This window comes from Planococcus maitriensis, assembly GCF_003289925.1.
Lineage (GTDB): Bacteria > Bacillota > Bacilli > Bacillales_A > Planococcaceae > Planococcus > Planococcus maitriensis.
This window is the reverse complement of record NZ_QLZQ01000006.1, coordinates 37,264-56,680: the sequence shown is the minus strand read 5'-3', so window position 1 is coordinate 56,680 and position 19,417 is coordinate 37,264. Positions and strand designations below refer to the sequence as shown.

General features: G+C 49.4%; 21 protein-coding genes and 2 riboswitches. All 21 genes read left to right on the top strand.

The window, feature by feature from the left end:
• The first annotated feature begins 17 nt into the window (after positions 1-17).
• The 21 genes from DP119_RS12760 to DP119_RS12665 all read left to right on the top strand — a co-directional run bounded on the left by DP119_RS12760 (position 18) and on the right by DP119_RS12665 (position 19,062).
• Positions 18-1,190 (top strand): acetyl-CoA C-acetyltransferase, encoded by a 1,173-nt coding sequence (locus DP119_RS12760; protein ID WP_112233541.1) that lies wholly within the window; start codon positions 18-20, stop codon positions 1,188-1,190.
• Positions 1,191-1,254: 64 nt separating this feature from the next.
• Entirely contained in the window at positions 1,255-3,036 is a 1,782-nt protein-coding gene (locus DP119_RS12755) for an acyl-CoA dehydrogenase family protein (RefSeq protein WP_112233540.1), read from the top strand.
• Between the two features lie 119 nt (positions 3,037-3,155).
• Positions 3,156-3,512 (top strand): arsenate reductase family protein, encoded by a 357-nt coding sequence (locus DP119_RS12750; RefSeq protein WP_112233539.1) that lies wholly within the window; start codon positions 3,156-3,158, stop codon positions 3,510-3,512.
• Between the two features lie 77 nt (positions 3,513-3,589).
• A complete protein-coding gene (gene gcvH, locus DP119_RS12745; RefSeq protein ID WP_112233538.1) occupies positions 3,590-3,970 on the top strand; it encodes a glycine cleavage system protein GcvH in 381 nt (126 codons plus the stop codon).
• A gap of 61 nt (positions 3,971-4,031) precedes the next feature.
• Entirely contained in the window at positions 4,032-4,394 is a 363-nt protein-coding gene (locus DP119_RS12740) for a ribonuclease M5 (protein ID WP_112233537.1), read from the top strand.
• Positions 4,375-4,698 (top strand): thioredoxin family protein, encoded by a 324-nt coding sequence (locus DP119_RS12735; RefSeq protein WP_112233536.1) that lies wholly within the window; start codon positions 4,375-4,377, stop codon positions 4,696-4,698. Before DP119_RS12740 ends, DP119_RS12735 begins: the two co-directional genes overlap by 20 nt.
• A 35-nt stretch (positions 4,699-4,733) precedes the next feature.
• Positions 4,734-4,838, top strand: a riboswitch (SAM riboswitch).
• A gap of 91 nt (positions 4,839-4,929) precedes the next feature.
• Positions 4,930-5,955: a methionine ABC transporter ATP-binding protein gene (locus DP119_RS12730; protein ID WP_112233535.1), complete on the top strand. Its 1,026-nt coding sequence runs from the start codon at positions 4,930-4,932 to the stop codon at positions 5,953-5,955.
• Entirely contained in the window at positions 5,948-6,616 is a 669-nt protein-coding gene (locus DP119_RS12725) for a methionine ABC transporter permease (protein WP_112233534.1), read from the top strand. Before DP119_RS12730 ends, DP119_RS12725 begins: the two co-directional genes overlap by 8 nt.
• A 93-nt stretch (positions 6,617-6,709) precedes the next feature.
• Entirely contained in the window at positions 6,710-7,537 is an 828-nt protein-coding gene (locus DP119_RS12720; RefSeq protein ID WP_112233533.1) for a MetQ/NlpA family ABC transporter substrate-binding protein, read from the top strand.
• 244 nt (positions 7,538-7,781) lie between these two features.
• On the top strand, positions 7,782-8,948 hold the full coding sequence (locus tag DP119_RS12715; RefSeq protein WP_112233532.1) for a dicarboxylate/amino acid:cation symporter: 1,167 nt from the start codon (positions 7,782-7,784) through the stop codon (positions 8,946-8,948).
• Positions 8,949-9,050: 102 nt separating this feature from the next.
• The gene (locus DP119_RS12710) at positions 9,051-9,581 is read left to right on the top strand and encodes a hypothetical protein (protein WP_112233531.1); all 531 of its coding nucleotides are present in this window, start codon (positions 9,051-9,053) and stop codon (positions 9,579-9,581) included.
• A 199-nt stretch (positions 9,582-9,780) separates the two neighbouring features.
• Positions 9,781-9,936: a YuzK family famiily protein gene (locus DP119_RS15880; RefSeq protein WP_167399234.1), complete on the top strand. Its 156-nt coding sequence runs from the start codon at positions 9,781-9,783 to the stop codon at positions 9,934-9,936.
• Positions 9,937-10,281: 345 nt separating this feature from the next.
• Positions 10,282-11,061, top strand: a complete 780-nt coding sequence (sufC, locus tag DP119_RS12705; RefSeq protein WP_112233530.1) for a Fe-S cluster assembly ATPase SufC — start codon at positions 10,282-10,284, stop codon at positions 11,059-11,061.
• A gap of 18 nt (positions 11,062-11,079) precedes the next feature.
• Complete coding sequence (gene sufD / locus DP119_RS12700) at positions 11,080-12,384, top strand: Fe-S cluster assembly protein SufD (RefSeq protein ID WP_112233529.1); 1,305 nt, start codon at positions 11,080-11,082, stop codon at positions 12,382-12,384.
• Positions 12,384-13,610 (top strand): cysteine desulfurase, encoded by a 1,227-nt coding sequence (locus DP119_RS12695; RefSeq protein WP_112233528.1) that lies wholly within the window; start codon positions 12,384-12,386, stop codon positions 13,608-13,610. The genes sufD and DP119_RS12695 overlap by 1 nt, the downstream gene beginning before the upstream one ends.
• Positions 13,600-14,040, top strand: coding sequence for a Fe-S cluster assembly sulfur transfer protein SufU (gene sufU / locus DP119_RS12690; protein WP_112233527.1), 441 nt, complete (start codon positions 13,600-13,602; stop codon positions 14,038-14,040). Before DP119_RS12695 ends, sufU begins: the two co-directional genes overlap by 11 nt.
• A gap of 20 nt (positions 14,041-14,060) precedes the next feature.
• On the top strand, positions 14,061-15,458 hold the full coding sequence (sufB, locus tag DP119_RS12685; RefSeq protein WP_112233526.1) for a Fe-S cluster assembly protein SufB: 1,398 nt from the start codon (positions 14,061-14,063) through the stop codon (positions 15,456-15,458).
• A gap of 128 nt (positions 15,459-15,586) precedes the next feature.
• Entirely contained in the window at positions 15,587-15,775 is a 189-nt protein-coding gene (locus DP119_RS12680; RefSeq protein ID WP_240616436.1) for a hypothetical protein, read from the top strand.
• Positions 15,776-16,014: 239 nt separating this feature from the next.
• Positions 16,015-16,875: a DUF72 domain-containing protein gene (locus DP119_RS12675; protein WP_112233524.1), complete on the top strand. Its 861-nt coding sequence runs from the start codon at positions 16,015-16,017 to the stop codon at positions 16,873-16,875.
• Entirely contained in the window at positions 16,875-17,705 is an 831-nt protein-coding gene (locus tag DP119_RS12670) for a sulfite exporter TauE/SafE family protein (protein ID WP_112233523.1), read from the top strand. The genes DP119_RS12675 and DP119_RS12670 overlap by 1 nt, the downstream gene beginning before the upstream one ends.
• A 13-nt stretch (positions 17,706-17,718) precedes the next feature.
• A complete protein-coding gene (locus tag DP119_RS12665) occupies positions 17,719-19,062 on the top strand; it encodes a bifunctional metallophosphatase/5'-nucleotidase (protein WP_112233522.1) in 1,344 nt (447 codons plus the stop codon).
• A 71-nt stretch (positions 19,063-19,133) separates the two neighbouring features.
• Positions 19,134-19,315, top strand: a riboswitch (Lysine riboswitch).
• Positions 19,316-19,417: the final 102 nt, after the last annotated feature.

Sequence of the window (19,417 nt, the reverse complement as noted above, 5' to 3'; positions counted from 1 at the left end):
ATAGAGGAGGAAATGATATGCGCGAAGCAGTAATTGTGGCCGGGGCCAGAACGCCGGTCGGAAAAGCGAAAAAAGGTTCTCTCGCGACAGTGAGGCCCGATGATTTCGGGGCACTCGTCGTACGGGAAACATTGAAGCGGGCTGGATATGATGGCCCCATAGATGATTTGATCATGGGCTGCGCCATGCCGGAAGCTGAACAAGGCATGAACATCGCCCGCAATATCGGGGCATTGGCCGGGCTTCCGGATACGACGCCGGCAGTTACGGTCAACCGCTTTTGTTCATCGGGCTTGCAGTCGATCGCTTATGCAGCGGAACGGATCATGGTCGGCCACGCCGAAGCGATCATTGCAGGTGGTGTCGAGTCGATGAGCATGGTGCCGATGATGGGCAATGTGCTGCGGCCGAACGCCAAAATTGCCGAAACCGCACCGCAATATTACATGAGTATGGGCCATACGGCAGAACAAGTGGCAACGCAATACGGCGTCAGCCGTGAAGACCAGGATGCTTTTGCGGTTCGCTCGCATGAAAATGCGGCTAGGGCAATCGAAAAAGGACATTTCGTCGATGAAATCGTGCCCGTCGAAGTGATCCAGCGCTATGTCGACAGCCAGAACAAATACCAGGAAAAATCATTTATGTTCGAAATGGATGAAGGGGTGCGCCACGGTACTTCCATCCAGACACTCAATAAACTGCGCGCGGCATTCTCGGCGCGCGGCACGGTAACAGCGGGCAACTCTTCGCAGACCTCTGACGGAGCAGGTTCAGTGCTCGTCATGGACCGTGAAAAAGCGGAGGCGCTTGGCCTCAAGCCAATCGCGAAATTCCGTTCATTCGCAACAGGCGGCGTTCCGCCGGAAATCATGGGCATCGGCCCGGTCGTTGCGATTCCGAAAGCCTTAAAACTGGCTGGCCTGACGAAAGACGATATCGACGTGTGGGAATTGAACGAAGCCTTCGCTTCCCAGTCGCTTGGCGTCATCCGCGAACTTGGCCTGGACATGGACAAGATCAATTTGAACGGCGGCGCCATCGCACTTGGCCATCCGCTAGGTGCGACAGGTTCGATTCTGACTTTGCGCATGCTCAGTGAACTGAAGCGCCAGAACAAACAATTCGGCGTCGTCACGATGTGCATCGGCGGCGGAATGGGCGCAGCCGGCGTCTTCGAAATGCTATAAAGAGAACTTTGGGGGATACGATTAACAGGGGTTCAATCAAAAGATAAATTGGGAGGAATGGAAAATGGAACAAGAAAAAACATTGATCAAAGGCGGAAGCTTCCTGATCGAAGATGCAGACCTATCGCGTGTGTTCACGCCGGAGGATTTCACGGAAGAGCATAAAATGATCGCCAAGACGACAGAGGATTACGTCAACACGGAAGTCATGCCTTTGGTCGAAAACCTGGAGAACCACGAATTCGAGCATTCCGTCAAACTCCTGAAAAAAGCGGGCGAACTCGGTCTCTTGGGCGCAGACGTTCCGGAACAATATGACGGGCTCGGGCTCGACAAAATCGCATCTGCTTTGATTGCCGAAAAAATGTCCAAAGCGGGCGGTTTCTCCATCACGCACGGCGCTCACGTCGGTATCGGTTCATTGCCGATCGTCTTGTTCGGTAACGAAGAGCAGAAAAAGAAATACTTGCCGGTCCTTGCGACAGGCGAGAAAATCGCAGCATACGCTTTGACCGAGCCGAGTTCCGGTTCGGATGCCCTGGGCGCGAAAACAGTTGCTAAACTGAACGAAGCAGGTACGCATTACGTCTTGAACGGCGAAAAGCAATGGATCACGAACGCTGGATTTGCGGATGTCTTCGTCGTCTATGCGAAAATCGACGGCGAACAGTTCTCGGCCTTTATCGTCGAGCGCGATTTCGGCGGCGTATCGGTCGGGCCGGAAGAAAAGAAGATGGGCATCAAATCTTCTTCCACACGTACATTGATCTTGGAAGACGCGGAAGTGCCAGTGGAAAACCTTCTCGGCGAAGCAGGGCGCGGCCATATCATCGCCTTCAACATCCTGAACATCGGGCGCTATAAACTGGGCGTCGGTACAATCGGCGCATCCAAGCGCGCAATGGAATTGACGATTCCTTACACGAATCAGCGCCAGCAATTCAAGACGCCGATCTCTTCTTTCAACCTGACAAAAGAGAAGTTGGCGACAATGGCATCTAAATTATATGCAGTCGAAAGCTCGGTATACCGAACGGTCGGCTTGTTCGAAGACCGCATGAGCGGCTTCACGGATGAGCAGCAGGCTGATGGCAAACTGGTCGCGGATTCCATCGCTGAATTCGCCATCGAATGTTCGTTGAATAAATTCTTCGGAACGGAAACTTTGGATTATATCGTCGATGAAGGCGTTCAACTGCACGGCGGCTACGGCTTTATGCAGGAATATGAAATCGAGCGCATCTACCGCGATTCCCGCATCAACCGGATCTTTGAAGGAACGAATGAAATCAACCGCCTGCTCGTGCCGGGCACACTGCTCCGCAAAGCGATGAAAGGCGAATTGCCGCTATTGCAACATGCACAAGCATTGCAGGAAGAATTGTTGATGATGATGCCAGAAGAAGTCGGCACGGAAGCCTTGGCGCAGGAAAAGGCCTTGGTGAAAAATGCCAAGAAAATCGCCATTCTCGCTGCAGGACTTGCCGCACAGACTTACGGCAAGAAACTTGAAGCTGAACAGGAAGTGCTCGTGAACATCGCCGATATCGTCAGCAATGTCTTCGCGATGGAATCCGTTGTCCTGCGCACGGAAAAAGCGATTGCCGCGGGCGGGGAAGAAAAAGCGAAACAGAAGCTTCTCTACACGCAAATCTATTGCCAGGAAGCATTTGAGGAAATCGAGAAAGATGCGAAAGAAACCTTGATCGCGGCAATCGAAGGCGACAACCAGCGCATGATGCTGTCCGCCCTCCGCAAATTGACGCGTTCAACACCGTATAACTTGATCGCGAAAAAACGCGAAGCATCCGAAAAATTGATCAACACAGAAAAATACGTCGTTTAATCGACCACAAAGAACGGGAAGGGGAAACCCTTCCTGTTTTTATTCGGATAAAACCAATCTCTCGGCAGTCGACTGGCCCGGGGCATTTTGATATGCTTGGTTACAAGACAGGAGGAGATTTGATGATCCAGTATTACGCTTACCCGAAATGCTCGACCTGCCAAAAAGGCAAGAAATGGCTTGAGGCGAATGGTGCGGAGTTCGACTACATCGATATCTCGCAAACCCCGCCCTCCGCAGCACAGTTGAAAGTAATCCACGAAACGAGCGGCATCGAGCTGAAGAAGTTTTTCAATACGAGCGGCAAGAAATACCGCGAACTCGGATTGAAGGAAAAACTGCCGGACATGTCCGCAGATGAGCAATATGAATTGCTGGCGTCGGACGGCATGCTGATCAAACGCCCGCTCGCTTGGGACGGTTCTCAGGCGACACTCGGCTTCAAGGAAGACGTATACGCAAATACATGGAGTTGACAAGTTTGTCGTCTTGTTTTTCATCCTTGGTTGTGGCAAACTGAAATTGAGTCAATTACATATTTGGAGGGGTTTGGATGAGCACACCACAAGAGCTTCGCTATTCAAAAGAACACGAATGGGTTAAAGTCGAAGACGGCAAAGCACGTATCGGCATCACTCATTTCGCGCAAGATGAACTTGGAGACATCGTATTTGTCGAGCTTCCGCAAGTCGGCGATGAGCTGAAAAAAGACGAGCCTTTCGGCAGCGTCGAGTCCGTTAAAACGGTATCGGAATTGTATGCGCCGATCAGCGGGAAAATCGTCGAAGTCAATTCCGAGCTTGAAGACAGCCCGGAATTCGTCAACGAATCGCCTTATGAAAAAGCGTGGATGGTCGTTGTGGAAGCCCCTTCCGAAGATGATGTCAATGCATTGATGTCAGCTGACGAATACAAAGAAATGACAAACGAGTAAGTTCTGGAAGCGCCTCTTTTTGGCGCTTTTTTTCATATATCGTTTTCTGGGGGGATTACTTATGGAGAAAGTGATAGTGGTTGAAGGAATCAGCGACAAAACCCGGATAGCTCCCTTGATTGCAGAACCCGTGACGATTCTTTGCACAAATGGTACAGTTAGTGCTACAAGACTCGAGGAAATGCTGTTGCCCTTCGAAGGGCAGGATATCATCATATTGGTCGATGCGGATTCTTCCGGAGACAAACTTCGCAAGCTCATCAAACGCGAGTTTCCGGAAGCCCGCCATTTCCATATCGACCGAAGTTATAAAGAGGTGGCGACAACGCCGCTGCGGAAGCTTCTTGACGTGCTGATCGCGGCAGATGTGCGGGTCTTAAATCCAGTTGCAGGGAATGACTATTATGAACGAATGGACACATAAAGAATGGCTCAAGGAAAAAAACACACAGCCTGTGGCAGCGTATTATCTGTATACGCCGATGTGCGGTACCTGCCAAGTCGCGAGCAAGATGCTTGGCGTAGTTGCGGAACTTTTGCCGGGCCTCCCGATGGGCAAAGCCAATTTGAATTATGTACAGGAAGTCGCGGAGCTCTACGAAGTGAAAAGCGTGCCATGCCTGCTGATCTCCCAGGATGGCAAAGTGACGGATAAGGTCTATGCTTTCCAATCGGTGCCTTATTTGTATGAGAAATTGAAATCGGTTGACGAATATAGCCAGCCATGATAAATTTAATTTCTGAAATTAACTTAATAGCGTAACTCTTATAAAGAGAGGTGGAGGGAAGTGCCCGATGAAGCCCGGCAACCGTCATGAAAATGAAATGGTGCCAAGTCACTCAAAGTTCAGGCTTTGAAAGATGAGAGAACGGTTTATTGTGTTTACACACGCGCCTTTCTGCTTATCTGAGCAGGAAGGTTTTTTTTATTAGCAAAAGATTTAGGAGAGTGCCCAATCATGATTGAGTTAAAAGGATTGACAAAAATATTCGATACCGGCAAAGCGCGTTTGACGGCTGTCGACCATGTCGATTTGACAGTGCCGGCAGGCGAGATTTTTGGCATCATCGGCTATAGCGGAGCAGGGAAAAGTACTTTGATCCGCCTGCTGAATGGCCTTGAAAAGCCGAGTGAAGGTTCTGTTGAGATCAACGGCCAGAACATCACGGCGATTTCGGGACCGAAGCTTCGCAAAGCCCGCCAGAAGGTCAGCATGATCTTCCAGCATTTCAATTTGCTGTGGTCGCGGACCGTGCGTGAGAACATTGAATTCCCGCTTGAGATTGCCGGAGTGGGGAAAGAGGAGCGGCGCAAGCGTTCTGCAGAGCTGATTGAACTGGTCGGCTTGGAAGGGCGTGAAAACGCCTATCCAGCCCAGCTTTCCGGCGGGCAGAAGCAGCGCGTCGGCATAGCCCGGGCACTGGCCAATGACCCTGAAGTGCTTCTATGCGATGAAGCGACATCGGCACTTGATCCGCAAACGACCGATGCGATTTTGGATTTATTGATCGACATCAATAAGCGCCTTGGATTGACAATCGTCTTGATCACGCACGAAATGCACGTCATCCGCAAGATCTGCCATCGCGTGGCGGTTATGGAAGGCGGGCGCGTCGTCGAACTGGGCGAAGTGCTGCATGTCTTCCAGCATCCGAAGGAAAATATCACGAAGCGCTTTGTTGCCCAAGTGACCGAGACGGAAGATTCGGCAGAGACCGTCCGCCATTTGCGCGAGCAATATCCGGAAGGGCAATTGGTCAAATTGATATTCGTCGGTGACCAGGCGGAGCAGCCGATCCTGACGCAGCTGATTCGGGAATACAAAGTGGAAGTCAATATCGTCCACGGCAATATCTCTCACACACAGCGCGGTGCTTATGGCACACTGATCCTTCAATTGAAGGGAACAGCAGATGAGATCGCAAAGGCACTTGCCTTCCTTGGTGCGCATGATGTACAGACGGAGGTGATGGGCAATGCTTAAGAATTTGTTCCCGAACGTTGATTGGCAAGCTATGTGGGAAGCGACGCTCGAAACGATTTACATGACGGCAGTGTCCACGCTGTTCACGTTTATCATCGGGCTCGTGCTAGGCGTTATCCTGTTTTTGACTGCACCCAACCAATTATGGGCGAATAAAGTGGTCAACTGGCTATCAGGAGCGTTCGTTAATATATTCCGTTCGATTCCATTTATCATCTTGATCATTTTGCTTATCCCATTCACGAAATTCCTGATCGGCAGCATCCGTGGGCCGAACGCTGCACTCCCGGCATTGATCATCGGGGCAGCTCCATTCTATGCCCGCATGGTGCTGATCGCCTTGAAAGAAATCGACAAAGGCGTCATCGAAGCCGCGCGCTCGATGGGAGCGACGACGTGGACGATTATCCGCAAAGTGCTGCTGCCTGAATCAAAACCCGCTTTGATTTCCGGAATCACCGTAACCGCCATCGCCTTGGTTGGCTATACCGCCATGGCAGGCATCATCGGCGCTGGAGGGCTCGGGACGCTCGCGTTCTTGGACGGGTTCCAACGAAGCCGCGAAGACGTAACTCTCGTTTCGACGATCTTGATTTTGGTCATCGTCTTCGCCGTCCAATTTGTCGGTGACTTCTTGACCGGCAGAGCCGATAAACGCTAAGCCGTCTTGGGCGGATCGATTAAATAAAAAGGGGCAGTCATTGCCTGGTATTATATAAAACTACATTTAATAGAAGAAAAGGGGAATTTTGTAATGAAAAAATTAGTATTCGGTTCATTTGCAGCAGTATTGGCGTTATCGGCTTGCGGCGCTGAAGAAAGCAACGGCGGCGGTTCAGAAGGCGAAGAAACAAGCACGTTGACAGTCGGCGCTTCTAACGTGCCTCACGGAGAGATTTTAGAACAGGCAAAACCAATCCTTGCAGAACAAGGAATTGAGCTTGAAATCGAAACATACCAGGATTATATCCTTCCGAACCAAGACTTGGAATCAGGGGATCTGGATGCCAACTATTATCAGCACATTCCTTATTTGGAAGCACAAATTGCCGATCACGGATATGACTTCGCCAATGCTGGCGCGGTCCACATCGAGCCAATGGGCATCTACTCAAAAGACATTACGTCTTTGGATGAGATTCCACAAGATGGAACGATTCTTATGAGCAACTCTGTCGCGGAGCACGGTCGTATGCTGTCAATTCTTGAAGCAGAAGGATTGATCAAGCTTGATGAAAATGTTGACAAAACAACAGCTGAAGTCAGCGACATCGTTGAAAACGAGAAAAACATCCAGTTCGAGACAGAATACGAACCGGCGCTACTCGTGCAAATGTACGAAGCAAATGAAGGCGATGCAGTATTCATCAACGCCAACTATGCTATCGATGCAGGCTTGAAGCCGATGGAAGATTCAATCGCACTTGAAGGTTCGGATTCTCCTTATGCCAACCTGATCGTCGTTCAATCCGGTGATGAAGAAAACGAAGACATTCAAGCACTAGTCGAAGTCTTGACTTCACAAGAAATCCAAGACTTCATCCTTGAAGAATGGGACGGCGCTGTCATTCCTGTTGAATAATAAACCATAGAACGCGATGCATTCCCGAGAGGAATGCATCGCGTTTTTTTATGTTGAAAAACAGGGGGGGAACGGAAGAGCTTGCGGAATAAAACACTTTCAGCAATCCTTCAAAACATTTTATTATTTTTTCGAAATAATAAAAATATTACGTGATTTAGGAAAAAGCTATTAGCTTTTCGAAAACTATGGTAATTTCACATAATAACGAATAAACAACTGTTTTCACAGGGAGGACAAGATCATGAAATTTCAATTCGGTTTGCTGCCGCGGATTGTGCTGGCCATCGTGCTTGGCGTACTCATCGGCTCTGTTGCACCAGAAGCGCTCATCCGCGTATTTGCTACATTCACAGGGATTTTCGGCGGGTTCTTGAATTTTATCGTGCCACTGATCATTCTCGGTTTTATCGCACCAGGTATTGCAAAACTCGGCAAAGGATCGGGGAAATTACTGGGCCTTGCGACTGCGGTTGCGTATCTATCCACTATCGTAGCAGGAGTACTTGCATTTATCGTAGCTTCATCCATTTTGCCGAATTTGATGGAAGGCGGTTCGCTGAACAATCTGGATGATCCGGCAAATGCGCTTGCTTCGAGTTTCATTGAGTTGGAAATCCCGCAATTGTTCGGCGTCATGAGCGCCTTGATCTTGGCTTTCCTTCTTGGGATCGGCATGGCTTCTACAGGCAGCAAGACGATGGCCTCATTCTTCGAGGAGTTCCAGGAGATTATCGAGAAAGTTATTTCCTACATCATAATCCCGCTATTGCCGTTCCATATTTTCGGTATTTTTGCGAATATGGCCTACGGCGGGGCAGTGTTGGAAATCCTGTCGCTATTTGCGGTGGTCTTTATCCTGATTATTGCTTTGCACTGGGTCATGCTTACGGGCCAGTACACCGCAGCCGGCGTGTTGAGAAAGAAAAGCCCGTTCGCTTTGATCCGGACAATGCTGCCGGCTTACTTCACGGCGCTCGGCACACAATCTTCAGCAGCTACCATTCCTGTCACTTTGCGCCAAGCACGTAAAACGGGCGTGAAAGAACGTGTGGCTGACTTCACGGTCCCATTGTTTGCAACGATCCATTTATCGGGCAGTACAATTACGCTCGTCACTTGTGCAATCGGCGTGATTTTATTGACAGGGCAGTCGCCGTCATTCGGCGGCTTCTTCCCGTTCATCCTCATGCTTGGCGTGACGATGATTGCGGCTCCCGGCGTTCCAGGCGGCGCTGTCATGGCAGCTATCGGATTGCTGGAAGTGATGCTCGGCTTTGACGAGACGATGGTCGCGTTGATGATCGCCTTGTACATGGCGCAGGACAGTTTCGGTACTGCAGCCAACGTAACAGGAGATGGTGCGCTCGCAAATATCGTCGATCGTTTCACTCCTTCCCAAAAAGCATGAATTATGCCGGAATTCAATGAATTCCGGCTTTTTCCTGCTCTCTATACGGATAAATCGGGCTATGCTATCATATGCTGGATATGAAAATCAGGAGGCACGAACATGAAAAAAATCACAATCCTCGGCTTATCTGCTGCCTTGTTGCTCGCGGCATGCGGAACCGAACAATCTACCGATACAGCTGAGACGGCTTCTGGATCAGCCACGATGGAATCCGGAAAAGAGAGCATCAAAAGCCAATTGATGCAATTTTATCTATCCGTTTCTAAGGATATAAATAAGGAAGATGCGCACTTGAACGACTTCGAAATCGCCCAAGCCGAAAGTACGCTGCCAAAAGGGGCGGAACTGTCGGAGATGAAGGAGAAGGCTTCTGCATCCGCTGAACAAGCGAAACAAGCAGTGGAAGCGATCGAAGTGCCGGAGTCGCTAAGCGGCCATCAAGAAGAAATCGAGGGGGCATTGGCTTCGATCGTACAATCTTACGAAATGAAGGCTGAGGAGCTGGATACAGAAGCACCTGATTTTCAGGCGGCTGCAGACAAATTTGCCGAAGCTGACGCTGCTTTGAATGAAGTGTTGGAAGAAAACGGCTTGATTGCATCTAATCTTTACAGCGAAGTAAGCCAATAATTTACGAAAGCTGTCCGTATAACGGACAGCTTTTTCTATATATTTCCAATAACTATGACGATAGGTCTATTTTCAGATAAATTAGAATATTTAACTTGTTTAATCCTTTATGAGTCGGGTATACTTGTAAAAGTAAAATACGAAAACTCGAAAGGAATGGTTTATTATCGATTCTCAAGGTATTGAAAAGACGGAAAAAATGGAACAGGCATTCAGAGACGTACACGGGTACGGACTGAACGAATACCAAAATGACCCGCAAAAAATCCTTGAAGTTGAACAGCGCCGGGAGCAGGATTATCGCCAAGGCCAGTCGGTTGCGGCACAAATCGAGCGCCAAGCGCACCGCGAGTAGCAATAGATAAACGATCCACATACATTTGACCATGAATTGAAGCTGCCGGACAGAGGGAATCCTCTGTCCGGTTTTTCTATGCCCAAGCAATGGCAATCCGGCGTTTACGGCAAAGTTTATTGAAATGAATTCTCATTTAGCCTAACTTCAATGAAAATGCAGGAAATCATCAAGAATCTCGGGTTTCAGCTTTCCGACAGCAGGAAATCCGGATTTCAAAATGGTTTTTGGCAAGAGTATGCAGCCGATTTAAACATTTGCTACTGAAGTGAATATAAGTTAAGATTAGAATGATACTAATTAAGAGTGCAGGGCATTCTTCAATAACATTATGGAGGTATTTACATGTCAACTTTGGTCATTAAAGATCTACACGTTGAAATCGAAGGAAAAGAGATTTTAAAAGGTGTAAACTTAACTATTAATACGAGCGAAATCCATGCCATCATGGGGCCGAACGGTACAGGGAAATCCACCTTGGCATCAGCTATCATGGGGCATCCAAAATATGAAGTAACACAAGGCACGATCGAATTGGACGGGGAGGACGTATTGGCGATGGAAGTCGATGAGCGCGCGCGTGCGGGCCTTTTCCTAGCTATGCAGTACCCGAGTGAAATCTCGGGCGTCACCAATGCTGACTTCATGCGCTCTGCGATGAACGCCCGCCGCGAAGAAGGCAATGAAGTCTCATTGATGAAATTCATCCGTGAACTTGACAGCAAGATGGAAACTCTTGCGATGGACCAGGACATGGCGCAGCGTTACTTGAATGAAGGATTCTCCGGCGGCGAGAAGAAACGCAACGAAATCCTTCAGATGATGATGATCAAACCGACATTTGCCGTACTCGATGAAATTGACTCCGGGCTCGATATCGATGCTTTGAAAGTCGTATCTGAAGGCATTAACCAAATGAAAGGCGAGAACTTCGGCTGCCTGATCATCACTCACTATCAGCGCCTGTTGAACTACATCACGCCAGATCATGTCCATGTCATGATGCAAGGCCGCGTCGTGAAATCCGGCGGTCCTGAGCTTGCCCATAAACTGGAAGCTGAAGGCTATGACTGGATCAAGACGGAACTCGGCATCGAAGACGAGACTGTCGGACAAGAAGCATAATTGGAAGGAGAGACTAACGTGACGGTTGAAACAAAACTAACGATGACCGAGCAGGATGTACGCTCCTTCTCGGCTTCGCACTCAGAACCAGAAGCATTTACGAACTTGCGCGTGCAGGCTTTGGCCGCTGCTGAAGCGTTGCCGCTCCCAAAACCTGATAAAACCAAAATCATCAATTGGAACTTCACGGACTTCCCGGCCCATACAGTAGAAAGCTCTACGTATGCATCGCTTGATGAACTGCCGGAACAAGTGAAATCCCTTGTCGACCTGGAACAGAAAAACCTGTATATCCAGCATAACAACACGCCAGCTTTCGTTTCTTTGGATGAAGGACTGAAAGCGCAAGGCGTTATCTTGACGGATATCCAGACAGCGATCCGCGAGCACGCAGATCTAGTCGCTAAGTACTTCATGACTGAAGCGGTCAAAGCGGAAGAGCATAAATTGACAGCCTTTCATGCAGCGTTATTGAACGGCGGGGTCTTCCTTTATGTACCGAAAAATGTCGTAATCGAAAAGCCGGTCCAAGCGGTTTTCCTACACGATAACGAGGAAGCTTCCTTGTTCAACCATGCATTGATCGTGGCGGATAAGAGCAGTTCTGTCACTTACGTCGAAAACTATATTTCCACTGTGCCAAAAGCGAAGGGCTTGGCGAATATCGTTTCTGAAGTGTTTGCAGAAGACAATGCGTCTGTCACATACGGAGCGGTGGATGTACTCGCAGAAGGATTCACGACTTACGTGAACCGCCGTGGGGTAGCACAGCGTGATGCACGCATCGAATGGGCGCTCGGCATGATGAACGACAGCGATACCATTTCCGATAACACGACTTTCTTGCTCGGTGACAATTCAGTCGGCGATACAAAAACAGTCGTGGTCGGAAGAGGCGCGCAAAAGCAGAACTTCACGACGCAAGTCATCCATTGGGGCAAAAATTCCGATGGCCAGATCCTGAAGCACGGCGTCATGAAAGACTCCGCTTCTTCGATCTTCAACGGCATCGGCAAAATCGAGCACGGCGCTACAAAGGCGAATGCTGAGCAGGAGTCCCGTGTCTTGATGTTAAGCCCGAAAGCGCGCGGCGATGCAAACCCGATCCTCTTGATCGACGAAGATGATGTGACGGCAGGTCATGCGGCATCAGTCGGACGTGTCGATCCGCTTCAATTGTACTATTTGATGAGCCGCGGTATCACAAAACAAGAAGCTGAACGTCTTGTTATTCACGGCTTCCTGGCACCGGTTGTAAACGTGTTGCCAATCGAAGGCGTTAAAAAGCAATTGACGGAGGTTATCGAAAGGAAAGTCCGCTAATGAATCCAGAGATCAAAAGCCATTTCCCGATACTCAACCAGGAAGTCAATGGACATCCGCTCGTATATTTGGACAGCGCGGCGACTTCCCAGAAGCCGACACCGGTCATCGCGGCACTGAAAGAATATTACGAGTTTGATAATTCCAATGTCCACCGCGGCGTCCACACGCTCGGCAACCGGGCGACTGAGAAATATGAAGGCGCACGCGAGAAAGTGCAGCAATTCATCAATGCAAGTTCGACGCAGGAAATCGTCTTTCTTCGCGGCACGACTACGGCAATCAATTTGGTCGCACAAAGCTACGGCCGTGCCAATGTCGAAGAGGGCGATGAAATCGTCATCACGTATATGGAACACCATTCGAACATCATCCCATGGCAGCAGCTGGCCAAAGAACGCGGCGCTGTCTTGAAATACATCGAGCTCGAAGAAGACGGCACCATCTCACTTGAGAATGTCCGTGCAGCCATTACCGACCGAACGAAAATCGTCTCGATGGTCTACGTATCGAACGTGCTTGGCACGATGAACCCGGTGAAGGAAGTGGCGAAAATCGCCCACGAACATGGCGCTGTCATGATGGTGGACGGAGCACAAGCTGCCCCTCACTTGAAAATCGATGTCCAGGACTTGGATTGTGACTTCTTCGCTTTTTCCGGCCACAAGATGGTTGGCCCGACCGGCATCGGCGTCTTGTATGGCAAAAAGCATTTGCTTGAAGCCATGGAGCCTGTCGAGTTCGGGGGCGAGATGATCGACTTTGTCGGATTGTACGATTCGACATGGAAAGAGCTGCCTTGGAAATTCGAAGGCGGCACACCGATTATTGCCGGGGCGGTCGGATTGGCTGCGGCCATCGACTTCCTGCAGGAAATCGGCTTGGATGAAATCGAAAAGCATGAACACCATATGGCAGCACTCGCCATGGATAAGATGGGCGCGATCGAAGGGCTTGAGATCTACGGCCCGAAAGATCCTGCAAAACGTGCGGGGATCGTCACTTTCAATCTGAAAGAAGTCCATCCCCACGATGTAGCGACTGTGCTCGACATGAGCGGCATCGCTGTCCGCGCAGGACATCATTGTGCACAGCCTTTGATGAAATGGCTCGATGTGACAGCGACAGCACGCGCAAGCTTCTATCTTTACAATGACGAATCGGATATCGATCGTTTAGTGGAAGGATTGCGTTCTGCAAAGGAGTATTTTAGCGATGTCTTTTAATAATTTGGACCAATTATACCGGCAAGTCATCATGGACCATTACAAGACGCCCCGCAATAAAGGGGCGCTTGAAGAAGACAGTGTCAACATCGAGATGAACAACCCGACTTGCGGCGACCGCATCCAGCTGACGCTGCAAGTGGAAGACGGTATCGTCAAAGATGCTAAATTCGACGGGGAAGGCTGCTCGATTTCGATGGCATCCGCTTCCATGATGACGCAAGCCGTCAAAGGAAAAGATGTAGATACGGCATTGAAACTATCCGGAATCTTTTCGGATATGATGCTTGGCAAGGAATACGACGATTCAGTGGACCTTGGGGATATTGAAGCATTGCAAGGTGTTTCCAAATTCCCTGCGCGCATCAAATGCGCGACCTTAGCTTGGAAAGCCATGGAAAAAGGTGTGCACGAAGAAGAAAAATCGTAACAGAGAACGGAGGAACGACGATGGCGAAAAAAATGCCGGAAATCGGAGATTATAAATATGGGTTCCATGACAAGGACGTCTCCATCTTCAGATCCAAACGCGGTCTGACGGAAGACATTGTCAGAGAAATTTCAAAGATTAAAGAAGAGCCGGAATGGATGCTCGAGTCACGCCTGAAAGCGTTGAAACTATTCTATTCCATGCCAATGCCGCAATGGGGCGGAGATTTGAATTCATTGGATTTTGACGAAATCACGTATTACGTCAAACCGTCTGAAGCGAGCCAGACTTCATGGGATGAAGTCCCGGAAGAAATCAAGCGTACATTTGATAAATTGGGTATCCCTGAAGCTGAACAGAAATACCTTGCTGGTGTCTCTGCACAGTATGAATCCGAAGTGGTTTACCACAACATGAAAGAAGACTTGGAAGAAATGGGCATCGTCTTTAAAGACACAGATGCGGCACTTCGTGAAAACGAAGACCTCTTCAGAGAAAACTTCCAGACAGTCATTCCAGCAGCGGACAATAAATTTGCTGCACTGAACACGGCTGTCTGGTCGGGTGGTTCGTTCATCTACGTACCGCCAGGCATCAAAGTGGAATCGCCGTTGCAAGCCTATTTCCGCATCAACTCGGAAAACATGGGCCAATTCGAGCGCACGATGATCATCGTCGACGAAGGCGCAAGCGTCCATTACGTAGAAGGCTGTACAGCTCCTGTCTACACGACGAACTCCCTGCACTCTGCAGTTGTTGAAATCATCGTGAAAAAAGATGCCTATTGCCGCTATACAACGATCCAAAACTGGGCGAATAACGTTTATAACCTAGTAACGAAACGTGCTTTCGTAGACGCGAACGGCACGATGGAATGGATTGACGGCAACATCGGTTCGAAATTGACGATGAAATATCCTGCAGTCTTCCTTAAAGGCGAAGGCGCACGCGGCATGACTTTGTCGATTGCGATCGCCGGTAAAGGCCAGCACCAGGATGCAGGCGCGAAAATGATCCACTTGGCGCCGAACACTTCTTCATCGATCGTCTCGAAATCGATTTCGAAACAAGGCGGGAAAGTTTCCTACCGCGGAATCGTGCATTTCGGCCGCAAAGCGGACGGCGCACGGTCGAATATCGAATGCGATACCTTGATCATGGATAACCAGTCAACATCCGATACAATTCCTTATAACGAGATCATGAATGATAACGTTTCGCTTGAACATGAAGCGAAAGTGTCGAAAGTCTCTGAAGAGCAATTGTTCTATCTGATGAGCCGCGGCGTTTCTGAACAAGAAGCGACGGAAATGATCGTCATGGGCTTCATCGAGCCATTCACAAAAGAATTGCCGATGGAGTACGCAGTCGAAATGAACCGTCTCATCAAGTTCGAGATGGAAGGGTCCATCGGTTAATGACATTTAAAGCTTGCTGTGGCCTTGGCCGCGGCAAGCTTTTTTGTTTTCGGCTGAATGCTGCAGGTTTGTTTGAATGCCTGATAGAAGGGTAAAGGTATAAGGAAGACAATATTCAAGGAGGTTTTATGATGAGTCAAGTGTTCGATTCCTTAAAAGAAAAAATCAGCAATGCCGACATGGGGGAAGCGAAAGAAATTGTCACCCAAGTCAAGCAGGCGTATGAAGACGGCAAGATTGATGAAAGTGAAAAGGACGAATTGATGGATCTTGCAAAATCCAAAATCGGCGGTGGGGGTCTCGGAGGTCTATTCTAAGAGGCTGAACCCGACAAAAATGAGCTTTGGCAAACTTTAGAAGTGGCCAAAGCTTATTTTTTATGTTCACTGAAATTGAATCGCATTCTTCACCGGATATAGCTTGAATGAAGTGAATACCCCGGGGAGAAAATGGAAAGGTGTATATCGTGAAACAATCTGTTATGGGCGCTTCTCAAAAAGGACGCCTGTTTTTTTCTATGCTATCATAAAATAATAACGAAAATGGAGGCATGGCGATGATTTATGTTGGTTTAACGGGCTGGGGAGACCATCCGGATGTCTATAGCCCCGGCTCGAAACAAAGAGATAAATTAGTCGATTACAGTGCGCATTTTCCGATTGTGGAGCTGGATTCTTCATTTTATGCGGTCCAGCCTGAGCGCAATATCAGTAAATGGATCCGCGAAACGCCGGACGGTTTCCAATTCGTCGTAAAAGCGTATCAAGGCATGACCGGGCATCAGCGCGGTGAAAATCCATTTGCCAGCCGAGAGGAGATGTTTGAAGCTTACAGGTTGTCTGTCAGGCCGCTTAAAGAGGCGGGGAAACTGGCGATGGTGCTGTTGCAATTTCCGCCCTGGTTCGACTGCCAGAAAGATCATGTCGATGAAATCCGCTCAATCATTGCGGAGCTGCAGGAATTCGACTTGGCGATTGAGTTCCGCCATCAATCCTGGTATGCAGACGGCATGAAAGAAAAGACGCTGGACTTTCTCCGTGAAAACGGCTTGATCCATTCGGTCTGTGATGAACCACAAGCAGGGGACGGATCGATTCCGCTCGTCCCCGAATCCAGCCGCAAAGACAAAGTGCTGCTGCGCCTGCATGGGCGCAATGTCCATGGCTGGCTGAATCCCGGAAATGCCGAAAAATGGCGGGAAGTGCGCTATCTATATGACTACAACCGCGAGGAATTGAACGAGATCAGCCGGGCGGTGAAGCGCCTGGAACAGCAGGCGGAAAAGGTGTACGTCATCTTCAATAATAATTCAGGCGGGCATGCAGCGGGCGATGCAAAAGAATTCCAGGAACTGAATGGTTTAAGTTTCGAGGGACTGTCCCCGAAGCAGCTTGACCTGTTCGAAGGCGGGTTCTGATGGTATTCATCATCCTCCTTTTGGTCGGGCTGGCTTCAGGGATTACCGGGGCGCTCATCGGGCTCGGCGGAGGCGTCATTTTGGTTCCGGCATTGCTGTTCCTTAGCTCTTCCGTCAGTATATTTCCGGATTTATCCCCGCAGGAGATTGTGGGGCTCTCGGTGGTCATGATGATCTTTACCGGTTTGTCGTCGACGCTTGCGTATATGAAGGTTGGGACGGTCGATTACCGGAGCGGCTTTATTTTCTTTCTTGGCAGCGCGCCGGGCACGGTTTTGGGCGCCTTTGTCAATCGCAGCCTCGATGTGCCGTCCTTTCAATTATACTTCGGCCTGTTACTGGTGTTCTTATCGCTCCTTCTATTGTTGAGGGATCGCTTGAAAGCGGTCCGCTGGTTTGTCTATAACGGCAAGAAGCAAAGCTTTTATGACCGCAAAGCCGATCAGGAATACGTTTACGGCTATCCGGTGTGGTTCGCGCTTGCATTAACATTTTTCATCGGCTTCGCCTCCGGGCTATTCGGCATCGGCGGCGGTTCGATTCTCGTGCCTGCCATGATCCTGTTGTTTTTATTTCCTCCACATGTAGCGGTCGGAACATCGATGCTGATGGTCTTTTTGTCTGCCATCGTTAATTCCATCACGCATATCTCACTCGGCAATGTACCGTGGATCTATACGATAGCCATCATCCCTTCTGCTTATATCGGGGCCAAAATCGGGGCGAAGCTGAACCGCAGCATTAAATCCGAGACGCTGGTCGTCGTGCTGCGGCTGGCATTATTATTACTCGGCCTCCGCTCGATTTACGAAGGAATTTTCAGTTCATAATGAGGTGTTTGACATGAGTGAAACCATCCATATTTATCATACAAACGATTTGCATAGCCATTTTGCGCACTGGCCGCGTATTAAATCCTTGCTGCTGGAGCGCAGGCGCTGGCACGAAGCGGCGGGCGATGTGTGTTTGGTGCTCGACATCGGGGACCACGCTGACCGCTCGCATCCTTTCACTGAAGGGACAGCCGGCAAAGGCAATGTCCAGCTGCTCAATGAAGCGGGATACGATGCGGTGACCATCGGCAATAATGAAGGGATTACGCTGTCCAAAACGGAACTGGACGAATTATATGTGCAGGCTGATTTTTCTGTCGTGGTCGCTAATTTAGTGGACTTAAACGGCAATCAGCCGGAATGGGCGCATCCGCATCATATTCTTGAGACGAAAGATGGAACGAAAATCGGGCTCATCGCCGCAACGGCAGAATTCACCCCGTTTTACCGCCGTCTTGGCTGGGAAGTGACGAGCGGCCGTGAAGCCATTAAACGGGAAGCGGCGGAAATCCGCCAGTCGGTCGATTTTCTCATCTGCATGTCCCATCTTGGCATCAGGGAAGATGAACTTTTGGCAGTGGAATGTCCAGAACTCGACATCATCCTGGGGGCGCATACGCACCATTTGTTCCATCAAGGAAAAGAAATCGGAGGCACATTGCTCGGTGCCGCCGGCAAGTTCGGCTATTATGTCGGCCATATTGAAATCGATATAGCGACACGCAAGATGAGGGCAGAAGTGATTGAGACAGACCAGCTGCCCGAAGCCGATGAAGGCTTCAATGAATACTTGGTTGGTGTCGGCAAGCAGCAAATGGCTGAAACAGTGTTCTATAACGAACGCCATTTGAAAGCCGAATGGTTCGAGCCGTCTCCGATGGCGGAATTATTCGGCGATGCCCTGGTTTCATTCGCATCGGCGGATTGCGGGTTGTTCAATGCCGGCATTTTCATGGAGGACATGCCGCAAGGGGAGATGACGCGCTATGACTTCCATCGCATGCTGCCGCATCCGATCAACCCTTGCGTCATCGACCTTAGCGGCGCAGAGCTAAAGGAAATTTATCTTCAGTCGCTGAACGAGGATTGGCCGCAATTAGAGCTGAAAGGGATGGGCTTTAGGGGGGCAGTGTTCGGCCGCATGATCCATAGTGGAATGCATATGCACGATCATCAATTAGTAGTCGGGGGCAAGCCTGCCGACCCCGATCGCATCTATCGGCTGGCGACACTCGACCTGTTCACGTTCGGCTATTTCTTCCCGGCCTTGAAACGTGCGCCCAAGAGCTATTTCATGCCGGAGTTCCTGCGCGACGTCTTCAGTGATTATTTCCGTATGAAAACCGTTAAATAGTAGAAACATTCAAAATGGACTGTTAGTTGATTTCAAGCTTTTTTTGGGCTATGCTTTTTATGAATTAGATATCGATGGGTAGAGGCTGCAGCCTTCATCAGTAGAATGTGCGAGTTTGACCGCGTAGACCACATTCGAAAGGGAAGCTTGCCGAAATTTCCGTTTCCGGGTCAAGGAGCGGCGATTGGGGGCATTTCGAACAGGAATGCCACTGTCATTTGCAGCGTGCTGCGAATGGAGAGCTACAGGGTTGTTTGATGCTTGTGCACACAGACGAATTGTAGAGAGCCGGTTTATCCATTGGATAAACCGGCTTTTTTTGGTCTAGGCCTTACCATCAAAACGAATAGGAGGA

Coding starts and splice junctions, on each gene's coding strand:
- DP119_RS12695 (WP_112233528.1), top strand. CDS start 12,384: ATGAATCCAGAGATCAAAAGCCATTTCCCGATACTCAACCAGGAAGTC.
- DP119_RS12725 (WP_112233534.1), top strand. CDS start 5,948: ATGCTTAAGAATTTGTTCCCGAACGTTGATTGGCAAGCTATGTGGGAA.
- DP119_RS12730 (WP_112233535.1), top strand. CDS start 4,930: ATGATTGAGTTAAAAGGATTGACAAAAATATTCGATACCGGCAAAGCG.
- sufB (WP_112233526.1), top strand. CDS start 14,061: ATGGCGAAAAAAATGCCGGAAATCGGAGATTATAAATATGGGTTCCAT.
- gcvH (WP_112233538.1), top strand. CDS start 3,590: ATGAGCACACCACAAGAGCTTCGCTATTCAAAAGAACACGAATGGGTT.
- sufC (WP_112233530.1), top strand. CDS start 10,282: ATGTCAACTTTGGTCATTAAAGATCTACACGTTGAAATCGAAGGAAAA.
- sufU (WP_112233527.1), top strand. CDS start 13,600: ATGTCTTTTAATAATTTGGACCAATTATACCGGCAAGTCATCATGGAC.
- DP119_RS12760 (WP_112233541.1), top strand. CDS start 18: ATGCGCGAAGCAGTAATTGTGGCCGGGGCCAGAACGCCGGTCGGAAAA.
- DP119_RS12755 (WP_112233540.1), top strand. CDS start 1,255: ATGGAACAAGAAAAAACATTGATCAAAGGCGGAAGCTTCCTGATCGAA.
- DP119_RS12735 (WP_112233536.1), top strand. CDS start 4,375: ATGAACGAATGGACACATAAAGAATGGCTCAAGGAAAAAAACACACAG.
- DP119_RS12715 (WP_112233532.1), top strand. CDS start 7,782: ATGAAATTTCAATTCGGTTTGCTGCCGCGGATTGTGCTGGCCATCGTG.
- DP119_RS12710 (WP_112233531.1), top strand. CDS start 9,051: ATGAAAAAAATCACAATCCTCGGCTTATCTGCTGCCTTGTTGCTCGCG.
- DP119_RS12675 (WP_112233524.1), top strand. CDS start 16,015: ATGATTTATGTTGGTTTAACGGGCTGGGGAGACCATCCGGATGTCTAT.
- DP119_RS12670 (WP_112233523.1), top strand. CDS start 16,875: ATGGTATTCATCATCCTCCTTTTGGTCGGGCTGGCTTCAGGGATTACC.
- DP119_RS12680 (WP_240616436.1), top strand. CDS start 15,587: ATGATGAGTCAAGTGTTCGATTCCTTAAAAGAAAAAATCAGCAATGCC.
- DP119_RS12665 (WP_112233522.1), top strand. CDS start 17,719: ATGAGTGAAACCATCCATATTTATCATACAAACGATTTGCATAGCCAT.
- DP119_RS15880 (WP_167399234.1), top strand. CDS start 9,781: ATGGAACAGGCATTCAGAGACGTACACGGGTACGGACTGAACGAATAC.
- DP119_RS12740 (WP_112233537.1), top strand. CDS start 4,032: ATGGAGAAAGTGATAGTGGTTGAAGGAATCAGCGACAAAACCCGGATA.
- DP119_RS12720 (WP_112233533.1), top strand. CDS start 6,710: ATGAAAAAATTAGTATTCGGTTCATTTGCAGCAGTATTGGCGTTATCG.